Source organism: Actinoplanes sandaracinus (assembly GCF_030009775.1).
In the GTDB taxonomy this organism is placed as follows: domain Bacteria; phylum Actinomycetota; class Actinomycetes; order Mycobacteriales; family Micromonosporaceae; genus Actinoplanes; species Actinoplanes sandaracinus.
Genome location: NZ_JASCTH010000029.1, coordinates 45,302 through 57,720 on the forward strand (window position 1 = coordinate 45,302; position 12,419 = coordinate 57,720).

General features: G+C 68.1%; 14 protein-coding genes. 9 read left to right on the forward strand and 5 right to left on the reverse strand.

The annotated features are described in order from the left end of the window. Positions 1-165: 165 nt before the first annotated feature. Positions 166-1,251 (forward strand): NYN domain-containing protein, encoded by a 1,086-nt coding sequence (locus tag QLQ12_RS35925; protein WP_282765245.1) that lies wholly within the window; start codon positions 166-168, stop codon positions 1,249-1,251. A 50-nt stretch (positions 1,252-1,301) separates the two neighbouring features. Here the strand turns inward: QLQ12_RS35925 and QLQ12_RS35930 are convergent, their stop codons facing one another. After that, entirely contained in the window at positions 1,302-1,700 is a 399-nt protein-coding gene (locus QLQ12_RS35930) for a hypothetical protein (RefSeq protein WP_282765246.1), read from the reverse strand. Between the two features lie 243 nt (positions 1,701-1,943). Here QLQ12_RS35930 and QLQ12_RS35935 point away from each other — a divergent pair, with 243 nt between their 5' ends. Both QLQ12_RS35935 and QLQ12_RS35940 read left to right on the forward strand, forming a co-directional pair. Next, entirely contained in the window at positions 1,944-2,561 is a 618-nt protein-coding gene (locus tag QLQ12_RS35935; protein WP_282765248.1) for a TetR/AcrR family transcriptional regulator, read from the forward strand. A 416-nt stretch (positions 2,562-2,977) separates the two neighbouring features. Further along, positions 2,978-3,670, forward strand: coding sequence for a VOC family protein (locus tag QLQ12_RS35940; RefSeq protein WP_282765249.1), 693 nt, complete (start codon positions 2,978-2,980; stop codon positions 3,668-3,670). Between the two features lie 128 nt (positions 3,671-3,798). Here QLQ12_RS35940 and QLQ12_RS35945 read toward each other — a convergent pair whose 3' ends face one another. Then, positions 3,799-4,677 carry an acetyltransferase gene (locus tag QLQ12_RS35945; RefSeq protein WP_282765250.1) on the reverse strand — a complete coding sequence of 293 codons (879 nt, stop codon included), beginning with the start codon at positions 4,675-4,677 and terminating at the stop codon, positions 3,799-3,801. 528 nt (positions 4,678-5,205) lie between these two features. On the opposite strand from QLQ12_RS35945, the gene QLQ12_RS35950 reads away from it, so the two are divergent. The 3 genes from QLQ12_RS35950 (at position 5,206) to QLQ12_RS35960 (ending at position 7,897) form a co-directional block, all read left to right on the forward strand. Further along, positions 5,206-5,994 carry an MBL fold metallo-hydrolase gene (locus QLQ12_RS35950; protein WP_282765251.1) on the forward strand — a complete coding sequence of 263 codons (789 nt, stop codon included), beginning with the start codon at positions 5,206-5,208 and terminating at the stop codon, positions 5,992-5,994. A 244-nt stretch (positions 5,995-6,238) separates the two neighbouring features. After that, the gene (locus tag QLQ12_RS35955) at positions 6,239-7,729 is read left to right on the forward strand and encodes a polysaccharide deacetylase family protein (protein ID WP_282765253.1); all 1,491 of its coding nucleotides are present in this window, start codon (positions 6,239-6,241) and stop codon (positions 7,727-7,729) included. 24 nt (positions 7,730-7,753) lie between these two features. Continuing rightward, entirely contained in the window at positions 7,754-7,897 is a 144-nt protein-coding gene (locus QLQ12_RS35960; RefSeq protein WP_282765254.1) for a hypothetical protein, read from the forward strand. Between the two features lie 52 nt (positions 7,898-7,949). Here QLQ12_RS35960 and QLQ12_RS35965 read toward each other — a convergent pair whose 3' ends face one another. Further along, on the reverse strand, positions 7,950-8,333 hold the full coding sequence (locus QLQ12_RS35965) for a low molecular weight phosphatase family protein (RefSeq protein WP_282765256.1): 384 nt from the start codon (positions 8,331-8,333) through the stop codon (positions 7,950-7,952). A gap of 514 nt (positions 8,334-8,847) precedes the next feature. On the opposite strand from QLQ12_RS35965, the gene QLQ12_RS35970 reads away from it, so the two are divergent. Beyond that, positions 8,848-9,618 (forward strand): hypothetical protein, encoded by a 771-nt coding sequence (locus QLQ12_RS35970; RefSeq protein WP_282765257.1) that lies wholly within the window; start codon positions 8,848-8,850, stop codon positions 9,616-9,618. Between the two features lie 48 nt (positions 9,619-9,666). Here the strand turns inward: QLQ12_RS35970 and QLQ12_RS35975 are convergent, their stop codons facing one another. Beyond that, the gene (locus QLQ12_RS35975; protein ID WP_282765258.1) at positions 9,667-11,043 is read right to left on the reverse strand and encodes a GGDEF domain-containing protein; all 1,377 of its coding nucleotides are present in this window, start codon (positions 11,041-11,043) and stop codon (positions 9,667-9,669) included. Positions 11,044-11,193: 150 nt separating this feature from the next. Here QLQ12_RS35975 and QLQ12_RS47210 point away from each other — a divergent pair, with 150 nt between their 5' ends. After that, on the forward strand, positions 11,194-11,577 hold the full coding sequence (locus tag QLQ12_RS47210; protein ID WP_407651672.1) for an ATP-binding protein: 384 nt from the start codon (positions 11,194-11,196) through the stop codon (positions 11,575-11,577). Here the strand turns inward: QLQ12_RS47210 and QLQ12_RS35985 are convergent. After that, a complete protein-coding gene (locus tag QLQ12_RS35985) occupies positions 11,572-11,877 on the reverse strand; it encodes a hypothetical protein (RefSeq protein WP_282765259.1) in 306 nt (101 codons plus the stop codon). The two genes, QLQ12_RS47210 and QLQ12_RS35985, sit on opposite strands and share 6 nt — an antisense overlap. Positions 11,878-12,209: 332 nt before the next feature. On the opposite strand from QLQ12_RS35985, the gene QLQ12_RS35990 reads away from it, so the two are divergent. Beyond that, positions 12,210-12,413 (forward strand): MbtH family protein, encoded by a 204-nt coding sequence (locus QLQ12_RS35990; RefSeq protein ID WP_282765260.1) that lies wholly within the window; start codon positions 12,210-12,212, stop codon positions 12,411-12,413. Positions 12,414-12,419: the final 6 nt, after the last annotated feature.

Below are 12,419 nucleotides of genomic sequence, written 5' to 3' on the forward strand. Positions count from 1 at the left end.
GGCCCGCGCCGCTATAGGCGTCATGACGGCACCGTCCGTCGCCCAGGCGCAGGCCTGGGCCGACGTGACGTGTCTACAGGTGACGGGCACGGTCGCACTGTTCACCGCGGTCGCCGGGGGGGCACGCCGTCCATGGTGGCTGAGCGGATCTCATCGGTGCGGGTCATGTGGTGGCGCAGATGGCCGGCCTGGTCGGGCTATGCCGCGGCCGGTTGGTCGTTGATGTACGCCATGCTCGGGCTGTACTGGACGGCCGGCGGCGACGGGTTCCCGTTCGCGCCGATCGACGACGACCACAAATCGGGTTCGATCCTGGAGGGCACCCCGGTCGAGGCCGGCGCGCCGCTCATGGCGGTGCTCGGGCTGCTCGGCACGGTCGTCGCGCTGGCGATGGCCCGAGGCGCCGGATCCCGCCGCTGGTCAGCGGCGATGATCGCCTTCGGCTGGATCGTGGCGGCCGGCCTGACTTTGATCATTCCCGACTACACCTTGATCGCTGTGCTGGCGTTCGCCCCACTGCTGCTGGTGTTCGCCTTCACCGGTGTGCCCGGCCCGCAGGACTGCATCGGCGACATCCTGTACTGGCACCGGACCCACCTCATTCTCCTGTTCGCCGGCGGTCTGCTGTGGGCCGCGGCCACGCTGGCCCACCAACGGCGCCGGCGTGCGGCCTGTCAGCACTGCGGCCGTCGTCACGGACCGGCCGGCAAGGGCCCGTCCCGCCAGGCACTGCTGAGGTGGGGGCGCTGGGCGGTCGCGGTCGCCTGCCTGGCGCCATTGCCGTACGAGATCACCAGAGTGGCCTGGTACTTCGGCTACCCTCTCGGCATCAGCCGGAACTTCCTCACCATGATGCAGAGCACCGACGGCATGCTCGCGATCGGGCTGGGGTGCGCCATCGCTTCGGCGCTGGGTGGCGTGCTCACCCACGGCCTGGTCAGCCGGTGGGGCGAGGTCTATCCGCGGTGGATCTGGTTCAAGGCCGGGAGACCGGTGCCACCGGCACTCGCGATCGTTCCGGCATCCCTTGTCGCCGTCGTCCTCATCCCGGCCGGGCTGATGATGCTCTGGGACCCGGCGATCGGCGACGGATGGGGCCTACGCCTTCCCAGCGTGCCCTGGGTGCTCTGGGGTGCCGCACTCGGCGCGGCCACCATCGCCTATCACCTGCGCCGACGCGGCGCATGCCAGCACTGCGGCCAGGGCGCCAGCGCCGTGTCGGCAGACGCGGAGCCTCAGGGCACGAGTTGATCCATGGAAGCTCCGGGTGTCGCCGCGCCTCGGTCGCCTCACCCATATCGTCACTGACCCGCGTAGCGCTTGTCGGCGTGGGCCCCGGGACGGGTGCGGTGCTTGATGCGGCGGGCATCCATCAGCAGCAGGGCAGAGGCGGTCAGGATGATCAGCCCTTGTCCCACCCCTGGACCGGAAAGAATCAGATCGACCATGGTCCAGCCGCCCAGGGACCATGCGATGAATGACGGCGGCGTGATGCCGCGGCGGTTCAACCAGAGCACGATCAGACCGATCACGATGAATGGCGGCCCGAAGCTGTTCACACTCAGCCAGTACGCGCTCATCGCCGGGCTCATCTCGGCGAGACTCGCCCCCCACAGGTCCTGACTGAACCAGGCCCCGGCGTGACGTGCGGCGCCCTCCACTGTCAGGGCGCCGAGGGTGTGCGCCATCCCGAAGAACACGATGAGCCTTCCTGCCCATCTGGTCATCTGAACTCTCCCTTCGAGTCGCGGAGCCACCCGACGCGGCTCGCCATGGTGGTCCGGCTCGTCCGCATGCCTCCGAGGAGCACTCCGGCAGCTGCGGAGCAGGTTCGGCCCGGACGAGATGACACCACCCGGCTCGGGTTATACGGTTGCGTACAAGGTCAATGTAGACTTGTTGTACGCCTCCGCACAATGGGGCCGGAAAGTGGGAGATCGGCCATGGGTTCGTTACAGACACCCCGCGGGAAGTGGATCGAGGAAGGTCTCCGGGCGTTGGCCGAGGGTGGTGTGGACGCAGTTCGGGTCGAGGCGCTGGCCAAGGCGCTCGGCGTGACCAAGGGCGGCTTCTACGGCTACTTCGCCGATCGTGACGCGCTGCTGACCGAGATGCTGGACACCTGGGAACGCGAGAGCACCGACGACGTCTTCGACCGCATCGAGCAGGAGGGCGGCGACGCCCTGGACCGTTTCCGGCTAGCCGGCCAGCTCACCTTCTCCAGCGATCGCCTGCTCCCCATCGACCTGGCCATCCGTGACTGGGCTCGCCGCAACGAAGACGTCGCGCAACGCCTGCGCCGCGTAGACAACCGGCGCATGCAACTGTCGCGTGACGCGATCAGCAGCTTCTGCACCGACCCGGAGGAGGTCGAGGCCCGCTGCCTCCTCGCTTTCTGCCTGGCGATCGGCAAGCACTTCCTGGCCGCGGATCATCCCGGCCACCCCCACGCCCGCGTCGTCGCCCGCGCCGCCGACCTGATCCTCAGCCGTTCCGCCGAAAGCACGGCGGACGGCAGCGGCGCGTACCCGGAGCCCGACGAAAAGGGCGAGCACCAGTGAGTGGAAGTGCGAAACGGCCGACGCTGGCGGGGTGAGTCCGCGTCGGCCGTTTCTGTGGAGGGTGGTTGGCGCGCCCGTAGGGCTCAAGGCATCCGACAGGCGCATGAATAGTGTTCATCTCACCTTCACGCTTCCCACGCCGCCAATGCCGGTATGGGCACAATTCGCAATTATTCGCCAGGTGCTGCGAACCACCGCCATCGAGACGATCTCACCGCCGTCCCGAACCGCCGTCCGGGCCGCTTGGACCGCCGCTGCCGCGGCCACCATTTCATCGTCTGGGTCACGGCCCTCGTCATCGCCACGGCGTCGTACGCCCGGCGCATCGCGCGTTGACCGCCTCCCGCCGGCCGTGGGAATGTGCGTCGTACCGCGTCACTTACCGTCGAGCTGCGAGTTCAGGGCATGATCAAGCCATGGTGATGGCCCGCTTCAAGGATCTCTGTCTGGACTCCGACGAGCCGAGCACGCTTGCCCGGTTCTGGGCGGCGGCGCTGTCACTGGAGCCGGCTTCGCGTCATGACGACGGTGTCGTCCGCCTCCCGCTCGGCCCCAGGGGCAGCGCCACGACGCTGGGGATCAATCCGGTACGCGAGTTTCGTACCGGCAAGACCCGGGTGCATCTCGATCTGCGACTGGCCGATCCGGAGCCCTCCGCCCTCATCGGCGCCGGCGCCTCCGTACTCAGCACGCCCGGCGAGAATGGCTGGTGGGTGCTCGCCGACCCGGACGGCAATGCCTTCTGCGCCTTTCCGCCGAACGGTTCAAGGCCCGGCGTGGAAAAGCTGATCGTCGACTCGCGCGATCCCGAGGCGCAGGCTCGGTGGTGGTCCGGAATCACCGGCGGCGACATCGACCATTCGCAAGGAGGAAGTGCTCTCGTCGGCGCCGAGGGGTTTCCTTGGCGGTACTGGCTGTTCGACCCGGTGCCCGAACCCAAGACCGTCAAGAATCGCCTGCACTGGGACGTCGATCTGCTGAGCGCGGACCCGGCGCCGCTGATCGCCGCGGGTGCCACGGTACTGCGCGAGCCGTCGGGCGACGTTGGCTGGTGGGTGCTCGCCGACCCGGAAGGGAACGAGTTCTGCGCCTACCCCCGGAGCGCATGACGACAGGCCTTCGGTGCCGTGGATTGTCACCAGCGCGTGGAGCTGGACTTGACCGCGTGACGCCTCACCACCTCCGGGACGCGAAGGTGGTGAGGCCGCCGATGGGCTCGTCACCCGGCGCGGGTGGGCTACCCGGCGGGGGTGAAGGTGATGCGAGCCCGCACCGGCCGAAAGCCGGCACGTCTCAACCCGGCAACCACCCCTGTGCGGTACGTGTCCGCGTCGGCCACCACCTCGTGGGCGCCGCCGGCGAGCAGTACCGTGACGGCATCGGCAAGGAGCGCGTCCAGCGCGTCCGGATCGATCAGACCGAGATAGGCGATCATCGGATAGCAGACGTCGCCCGCCGCCGCGGCGAGGCCGATCGGTTCGTCATCGCGTAAGGCGACACGCCAGGTCTGCGGTGGGCCGGGAAGCCAGGCCAGCGGGTCGGTGGCCAGGTCGATGCCGGCAACGGCCCGGGCCGTCTCCGTCCCGGTCAGGATTTGCGGGGCAGCGATCCGGTTGACCAAGGCCGTGATCTCCGTGCGGTCGGCGGCCGGGCGGAAGTCGTATCGGCGGTCGGCTGGTCTCGGCTTCGGCGTACCCGTCCCGGTGAAACGCAACCGTTCGCCCTGCTCGACCAGCCCGGCCAGCCGCGCGGCCGCCATCGGCGGCGCGGCTGCCGGGTGGTGCCGCCAGTCCGGCGGCAGCGCGGCGTGGTAGAGCGTAGGGCCGCCGAGCGCTGCGTGAGCGGCGCGCAGCAGTTCGGCGCCGATTTCAGGTTCGGCGTTCAGGTCGAACCATTCCAGCCACGGTCGGCCGACCGCGCCCGGCGGCAGGACCCAGGCAGCGCGGCTGACCACCCGGCCGCCGTGGAGGGCGACCCAGGTGTGCTCCGGCCGGTAGCCGCCGCCGGCGATGCCGTCGGCATAGCCGCACTTGGCCACTTCGGGTAGCGGGTCGGGCATGGAGGTGAACAGGTTTTCCTCGCCCGCGACGAGCGGGCGGATGACCAGATCGGTCACAGAGTGATCCTTCGGACGGCGAGCGCCCCGTCAGACCCGCGAGGACGCCGGGATGCGGGAGGGGCGCAGAACATCGGACATGGTGTTCTGACCTCCTTCCAGCTCGTCGGCGTGGGAGAAACTTACGCGACGACCCGTCGATGACGCAATCCACAGCGGATCGACAGCCCCGAGGTGATCTCTGCCGGCAGGTCTGACCCGTCCGGAGCTCGCCGATCGCACCGTCGTGATCCACGGCGAGGTTTCAGCACGTCCGCCGCCCGGCGTACTCAAGGAATGTTGTTTATGACGTGCCGTGAATCCATCCTGGCCGACCGTTCCTCTGTTCCGGTCTCAGCCCTATATGGCTCTCCCGTCATAATCGAGGTTCTTCGCCCGGCCCCCGGGACCTGGATACGCCGCAGGCAGCTTCGCTCCGGCGGCCACTCGTCGCGGGCGATGAGGCGGGCACCAGGACGAAAGGTGTGTTGGCACATGCGTCGCTCAGCATCAGCAGGCCTCGGCTCGGACAGGAGGCGGACTCTGAGCGTGGGCACGTTCGCTGTTCACGCTCTTTGCGACGGCGTCGGCACGTTCTTCGAGCCGCTGTCGTCGGCTTTCCCGGGCGCCGGCGTCACCGATCTCGCCTCAGCCGTGGAGTTCGACCCGGTCGCCTTTCCCTCGGACGGTGGCTGGCGGTTGCACTTTCACGCGTTTCTCATATGTCCGCGTGAGGGCGGCGCCATCCTCGTCGACGCCGGGATCGGGGACGCGAACGCGCCCGCGGCGGACTGGGCCCCGGCGCCGGGGCGGATGCCCGAGAACCTGACGTCGTCGGGAGTCGCCCCCTCGGACGTGGACACGGTGCTGCTCACGCACCTGCATTCCGACCATGTCGGCTGGTCGGTGGTGGACGGCCGGCCGTTCTTCCCCAACGCCCGGTATGTGGTTCCCCGGGCCGACCATGACGCTGTGGAGAAGTTGAACCCGCGGGTTCGTGACGAGATTCTGGCGCCATTGGCGGCGACCGGACAGCTCGACCTGATCGAGGGGAAGGTACGGCTCGGCCCGGGAGTCACCACGGTACCGACCCCGGGTCATACGCCCGGCCATACCTCGGCGGTGCTGGAATCCGGCGACGACGCGGTCGTGTTCTCGGGTGATGTCGTACTGAACGCCCTGCAGTTGGTCGCACCGCAGGTGGCCTATTCACTCGATGACGACCCGGAGGCCGCCCGCGCCGCCCGCCTCGCCCTTCTCGATGAGGCGCGCTCGCGTGGCGCGTGGCTGGCCACCTCGCACCTGACGGATCCGTTCGTCCGGTCCCGCATCCTCTGACCGGCGAGGGTGAGCAGCACCGGGTCTGGGCCTTCGCCGTCAACATCCTCGCCGAAGGCCCGCACTCCTACGCCGGGCTCTGACCGGCCGGCCGCAGACCTTCCGACGCCGTAGCGCACCGGCCTCAAGCGAGCGGCGAGTCGACGATCGTCAGAGCCAGATCGATGCGGGTGTGCACCGTCATCGGTTCCTCGGCAAGACACAGATGAAGACCGATTTGACCGTGGGCGCGACAATCCCACCGGTGAACACCGATGGGCTCACCCCTGCACCCCAGGACAGCACGCCTCCGGAACCTGCCGAGGTCGATGAGTCGGCTGAACCCACCGTCGCCTTGGACGAACCCGGCGATTCCGGTGACGGTGAGCCGGCGGTCACCTTGCCGGCCGCGGAGATCTCCGAGACGACAGTCGACTCGTCGGCTTCGGCGGGATCCGAACCGACGGCTGATCTGCCGGCGGTCTCTCCGGCTGCGGATTCCGGCTCGGAAGGGGACGAGTCCGAGCCGACAGTGACCTTGTCGGCGATCGCGCCCTCAGCGGCGGACGCTGCCGAGGAGACGGTCGCCCTCTCGGCAGGAGAGGTGGCCGCGGCAGGAGCAGCCGCGTCCGCGGCGGATAGATCCGAGCCGACCACGGTGATCTCCGCCCGGTCCGAGTCGACGATCGCGCTGCCCAAGCCCCGGCTCTCACCGGAATCGAGGGTGGCGCAGCCGGTCAGCCGCCCGTCCTCGGCCGTCCCGGAACCGACGATCGCCCTGCCGAGCCCACTCGAGCCGGCGCCCCGGCCCATGTCGGACTCGACGGTCGCTCTGCCGTCTGTGCCTGCCCCTCGGTCCGCGCCGACCGTCGCCCCGCCACCCTCCGAGCCGACGATCGCCCTGCCCGCCGCGCCGGGGACCCCTGCCGTCGTACCCCCGAGGGGGAAGCCTCTCACCCGCCGCCGCTTGCTGTGGGCGATCCCGGCCGCCGCCGGCACCGCCTTGATCGGTGGCACGATCGCCGCCCTGGCCGGTCGCGGCGAGCCGGAAGCCACCAAGGCTCCCAACCTGGTCGTCAGCGATCCCGCCCCCTCGCAGACCCCGACGCCCGTGCCGAAGCCCACGACCCCGGTGATGAAGGTTCCGGTACACACCCTGCAGGACTTCCGCACCATCGTCCCGGGCGACCCGTTCCCCACCGACGCCATCGCGCTCACCATCGATGACGGCCCGCACCCGGTCTGGACGCCTCCCATCCTGCGGCTGCTGGAGAAGCACGACGTCCCGGCACTGTTCTGCATGATCGGCAATCAGGTCCTCGGCCACGAGGCGACCGCCCGTGACGTCGCCACCGACGGCCACCTGATCGCCAACCACACCTGGAGCCACCCGATCAACCTGGACAAGCTGCCGTCCCACACGGTGCTGAAGGAGATCCACCGAGCCCAAGACAAGATCTACAGCACTACCGGGTTCACCCCGAGCCTGTTCCGCGCCCCCGGCGGCGCCTGGTCCCCAGGGCTATCAGAATCGGTCTCCCAGAGCAGCGTGATCCCGATGGACTGGACCACCGACCCGCGCGACTGGGCCCGCCCCGGCGTCGCCTACATCACCGAGCGCCTGCTCGCCGCCCAACCCGGCCAGATCCTGCTCTGCCACGACGGCGGCGGCGACCGCTCGCAGACGCTGGCTTCCCTGAAGACCGTCATCCCAGCCCTTCAAGCCAAGGGCCTGAAATTCGTCGCCCTCACGTGATCGCCGACGCGGACCCGGGCCGGCGTGGGCGCGGAGGTCCGGGTCCGAGGGTTCGGCCTGTTCAACGATTCCCGGTACGCCTCGAGCAGCACCTGGGAGTCGGCGCTGACGCTCGCCACGGTGGTCGCGACCATGGCCGCTGACTGGTGGGTGGTGGCGCGGTTCTGAGCTCCCGGCTGCACGCCGACCGGTCATGGAAACCTGTGCCGGTCAGGCGCGGTCACGACTGCTGCCGCGCCGACAGGGTTGCGGCCAGGGCGTTCACCCGGCCGCGGATCTCGGCGCACATCTGCTCGTCGAACGACTGCTGCTCCAGCGCCCACCGCACGTCGGTGGTGAACCCGTCAGCACAATCGATGGCGACCAGCACCTCCACGTCCGGCACCGCCGACACCGGCCGGGGAGCCGCCGCGTCCAGCAGTGTGCGCACCGGCGTGCCGTCCAGCAGGCGCGCGGCGTGCAGGCTCACCTCGGTCTGAGGCTCGACCCCGGCCGACAGCGCCGTCCAGCCGGGCAGATCCAGTCCGTTGAACCAGGCCGCCGCCATCCGGCTCTTGCCCGCGCCGTGCGGGCAGACGAACAACACCGTCCGCTGCTGAGCCATCGCCACCACCCACTCCCACCTCGTTGTTGTAACCGTGGTTACAGTATCGAACGGCGTCGTGGGTCGTCGACCCGCTCGACACCGGTCACTCCCGATTCCCGGTGATCGGCGATGTGGTGGCGTGTGTCCATCGCTGACGTGGTCACCCTCGATCCGGCCGTCCGGGCCGGCCGCGGATGTCGAAGGCCGAGCTGTTCGCGGCGATTCGCACGGACTCGCGAGCGGGCCAGCCGCTACATCAATCGACTGAACGAACGATGCCTTCGGTTCAGCCACGCCGGGTCGGATGGCTGACAGTGCGGCGATTATCGTCCTCGGGCATTATTGAGAATCCGGGAGTCCGCGTCTTCTTGCGTATCAACTTCTTGCGTATCACCCAGGAATGATCTATCTACTTCCCTTGCCTTATCCGCAGGCGGATGCGCGGAGCAGCTCCAGCCATGGGGGCCGGCTAGGTTTTCGAACAACGATCTACAGTCCGGAGTGGTGGAATTTGTCGCAGAAGCATGGAATCATGATCAAGGGTGCCGCTTTGGCGAAGCGATCCTTCTACTATATTGCCATCGGGCTGTTGGCGGTCTATTTCATACTCGCCTACTTCGTTCGCGAGCTGGGTGCGGTGAGATTTGAGAAGCCATTTCTCGGCTCAACGCTCTTCATACTCCTTCTTGCGGCCCTTGCTCACGCTGCGGGCTTGTCAAAAAGTCAGAGAGATCTTGAGCGTATGGAGAGCGAGCTGAAGGCCATCAAAGACAGCATCTCCTCGCTCGCCGACGCGCAGAGTGCAGAAGTTGCGTTCTATGAAGGAAGAAGTAAGGTCTACAACGCCACCGTGTCGGCAATTCTCGCGGCAAGGAATCGCGTCTGGGTCACCCACTTGCGCAATGAAGGTCCAATGCGAGGGGAAGCCGCAGATCGACATTTCAGGACCTGTCGCGAATGGGCGCTGACGTCCGATGACCGCAGCTTCCGCAGGATAATACTTCGCGGGGACAGCGAAGGGCTGAAAGAATTCTTCAGGCAGGAGCTGGAATTCGCCGCCAAGGTCAACGTGGGCGACCCTAGGTATCTCGTCAAGGTGCTCAGCGGTCCCGTCCATCTAACCGAAGCGTTCAACGTCGGGATATACGACGACGTCGTCTTCTTCACGCATCGAGACGGAGACCAGACCCTCGGAATTTCCGTACGGAGCAGGAAGCTTGCTGACGAGTACATTCGTCACTATTATGAGCGGCTCTGGAACAGTCCGAACGCCGATTTCATCCGGCCGGATCTGGTTCCTTGACAAGCTTCCTCCGTTGGGAAGGAGCATTGTCATGCCGCCGATCGCGCACTAGGCGACGGGGACGGCTGTGCCGGCCTGGGGCGCGTCGACCGCCCGCACAACGCGGTTACGACCGGCTTGCTTCGCCCGGTACATGGCCTCGTCGGCCCGGTTGACCAGACCGGACAGGCCGTCGGCCGGGTCGGCGGCGGCCCCGATGCTGACGGTGACGGTCAATGGCTCGTGGTCGTCCACCACGATCGGCTCGCCGCAGATCACGGTGCGGATCCGTTCGCCGGCCACGACGGCGCCGTCGACGTCGGTGTTCGGCAGCACCGCCAGGAACTCCTCGCCGCCCCACCGTCCGGCGAGGTCCTCGACGCGCATAGCGCCGCGGATGCGGTCGGCGACCACGCTGAGGACCAGGTCACCCGCGGCGTGGCCGAGGGTGTCGTTGATCCGTTTGAAGCGGTCGATGTCGAGCAGGAGAACGGACAGCGGGCCGCCGTGACGGGTGGCCAGGCTGATCGACTCGGTGAGCCGCTGCTCCAGGTGGCGGCGGTTGGGCAGGCCGGTGAGCCCGTCGATGGTGCTCAGCCGCTGCAACTCGGCGTTGCGTTCCAGCAACTCCTCCTCCAGCCGGCGCCGGGTCCGCACCGCCTCGTCGAGGGCGCGCGCCATCCGGGCGATCTCGTCGGTCCCGGTCACGCCGCTGGACCGGGAGAGGTCGCCGGCGGCCAGCCCTTCGGCCACCCACTGCACCCGGTGCAATCGCCGAACGATCACCCGGGCGATGACAATGCCCAGCAGCAGCCCGCCCGCCAGGCCGAGCACCAGAACCACGATCACGGCGTTGCGCGCCGACGCGTACTCGTCGGTGACGGTCTGCCGGATGGCGACGGCCCGCCGGTCCTGTTCGGCGATCAGTTCGTCGAGCACGACCAGCGACCGGTCGCCGAGCGGGCTGGCCCGGTCGCGGGCCAGTTGCACCGCCACCGAGTCGAGGCGCAGGCTGGCCGGCATGTACTGGCCGAGCAGAATTTCGTTGTAGTCGCGGGTCAGGTTGATGATCTCGGCGATGCGGGTGACGTCGACCGGCTCGGCCACCGGATAGGTCGCGAGGGCCCGGTTCAGCGCGTCGGCGTGCGTACGGAACATCGTCTCGTACTTCTGCTTGCTGGCCGCGTCGGGCGCCGAGGCGTGCCGTAAGGCCGCGGTCCGCTTCGCCAGGATCTGCTGTTCGATCTCGGCCGCGTGCAGCGCGGGTCGCATCGCCCAGGTGTACACGTCGTCACCGGCCTGCTGCACCTGCCAGAGCTGGTGCAGGCTGAGGCCGCCCACCGCGACGGCCACCGAGGCTAGGGCGGCGACGACCACCAGGAGTTTTGTGCGAACCCGACGGCTGGCCAGCCATCCGCCCGGCCGGTTCCGCGACTTCGTCAGCACTCTGGGCTCTCCCTGCTTCGCCACCCGGTCCCCATGCAGACATGTCGTCTATCGTTTCGTCCGTCATTGGGCTGAAATGAGCAGGATCCCAAAGGTCTGCCGTTATCCGGAGCGTTCCAGCCGAGGCGACCTCCTTCACCGCGCCCGGGACTGACCGGTGGCGTCGTCCGGGCGCGTCCGGCCTATGGCTCGCAGGGTGGCGGTCGCCCAACGGAAAGCCAGGAGGGTCAGCACCGCCACAAGGGTGAACGCGACGGCCACCGAGCCGTCCGACAGAGCGCCGGCGAACAGCGACCGGGACGCTCTGGTCGGAGGTGCTTCCGGCCGGCCGGCAGACGGCAACGGCTCGTCGCGGAGCGACGCACCGGGCTGGGGCTGGCGATCGTCCGGCAGATCGTCGAGTCACACGGCGGACACGTCGCCGTGTTCTCCATGCCCGGCGAAGGCGGCACCTTCGTCATGTTGCTGCCGGCATCCGACCACGCTGACCCCGAACCGCCTCCCGTGGTCATGCCCGTCAGGCCAGACCTATGACCCCTCCTCAGCTACACCGTGCCGGGCTCGCAATGGCGTCGGCATGCCGGATCGCAGGCTGGCACGGGACTGCTCGTCGTCGTCCTCCGGAACCTCCGCCCAGGAGGCGAGGTCCAGGGCTTGCGTGATGGTGAGATCCAACTCCTCGCGGAGCGGCCGGGCCGTGTGGACGATTACGCCGCGTGGCCCGTGTGCGTGGAGTAGCCGGGCGACGTCCACGGCGTCGCCGCCCGCGGCCGCCGCGCGCACGGCCGGCCTCATGTCGTCCAACTGCCGCAGTCTGCCCGTGATGTCATCCAACTACGGCCTCCCGGACGCTGCCGGCGTGAGTGATCGGTGCGGTTGCGCCGAGCCGGCGAAGACGCGCCAGCTTTCACGACGTTCATATTATTGCTGCTGCGTGAAATGGCCGGTCGATATAACCGATGCATTCATGCATTCCAAAGCCATGACCCTCGTCACTTCGTGCTGAAGATCACTCGATGCCGGTGGGGTCCATCTAGGTCAATTAAGGGCCTGTTTCGTAGGTGTTATGGTCGCGCGTCGCACCATTTTGGACCGGGGCAGCCGACGGTCACGAGCCGTCGTCCGCCCACTCTCGCGTACCCGTGAGATCGAGGAAGGGAAACACCATGAACCCATTCGAGGATGAGAACGGCACCTATCTGGTTCTGGTCAACGACGAAGGCCAGCACTCGTTGTGGCCGGAATTCGTCGCCGTACCCGCCGGCTGGTCCATCGCGAAAACCGCGGACACCCGCCAGGCCTGCCTCGACTACGTCAATGAGCACTGGACCGACATGCGTCCACAGAGCCTGATCAAGGCCATGGGCTGACCGGGC

Bases quoted from the DNA above. Each gene is read 5' to 3' on its own strand.
- QLQ12_RS35970 (WP_282765257.1), top strand. From the start codon at position 8,848: ATGATCAAGGGTGCCGCTTTGGCGAAGCGATCCTTCTACTATATTGCC.
- QLQ12_RS35965 (WP_282765256.1), bottom strand. From the start codon at position 8,333: ATGGCTCAGCAGCGGACGGTGTTGTTCGTCTGCCCGCACGGCGCGGGC.
- QLQ12_RS35940 (WP_282765249.1), top strand. From the start codon at position 2,978: ATGGTGATGGCCCGCTTCAAGGATCTCTGTCTGGACTCCGACGAGCCG.
- QLQ12_RS35925 (WP_282765245.1), top strand. From the start codon at position 166: ATGTGGTGGCGCAGATGGCCGGCCTGGTCGGGCTATGCCGCGGCCGGT.
- QLQ12_RS35990 (WP_282765260.1), top strand. From the start codon at position 12,210: ATGAACCCATTCGAGGATGAGAACGGCACCTATCTGGTTCTGGTCAAC.
- QLQ12_RS35935 (WP_282765248.1), top strand. From the start codon at position 1,944: ATGGGTTCGTTACAGACACCCCGCGGGAAGTGGATCGAGGAAGGTCTC.